The 466-nt window shown below is 46.8% G+C and carries 1 protein-coding gene; it reads right to left on the bottom strand.

Translation table 11 applies throughout. The features are described from left to right. The coding region (locus tag P3R27_RS14745; RefSeq protein WP_498371330.1) for a thiamine pyrophosphate-binding protein at positions 1 to 466 on the bottom strand (466 nt) is incomplete at both ends.

Raw genomic sequence — 466 nt, 5'->3', positions numbered from 1 at the left:
CGCTGCTAAACGCACAGCTGGTCGCAAATAATCGACAAAGACAAAGAATGTTCCTCCATAGATCCGGGTACCGCCATGCAATTGGATCCCGTTCATCGCTGATGCCATCGCAAACTCACGAACACCAAACCAAATGTTGCGGCCTTCATAGTGTTCAGGCGTGAAGTCTTTGTCTGCTGTGACCATCGTATTGTTTGATCCAGATAGATCGGCAGAACCACCCCAGAAGCTTGGGATCGCTTTTGATAATTCTTGGATGACTTCTTTACTTGAGACACGACTTGCTTGACTTTCACCTTCGTCATACGTTGGAAGTTCTGCATCCCAATTCTCTGGTAATTTCCCAGCAAAGGCATCTTCAAATTGTTGGGCTAATTCTGGATACGCTGCTTTGTATGCTGCGAACAGCTCACGCCAAGCATTTTCAGCTTTTTCGCCTTCTTCAACCATCGTTTGACGGAAGCGT

The sequence above is a fragment of the Enterococcus spodopteracolus genome (assembly GCF_030441955.1).
In the GTDB taxonomy this organism is placed as follows: domain Bacteria; phylum Bacillota; class Bacilli; order Lactobacillales; family Enterococcaceae; genus Enterococcus_B; species Enterococcus_B spodopteracolus.
This window is presented reverse-complemented; position numbering and strand designations above follow the sequence as displayed.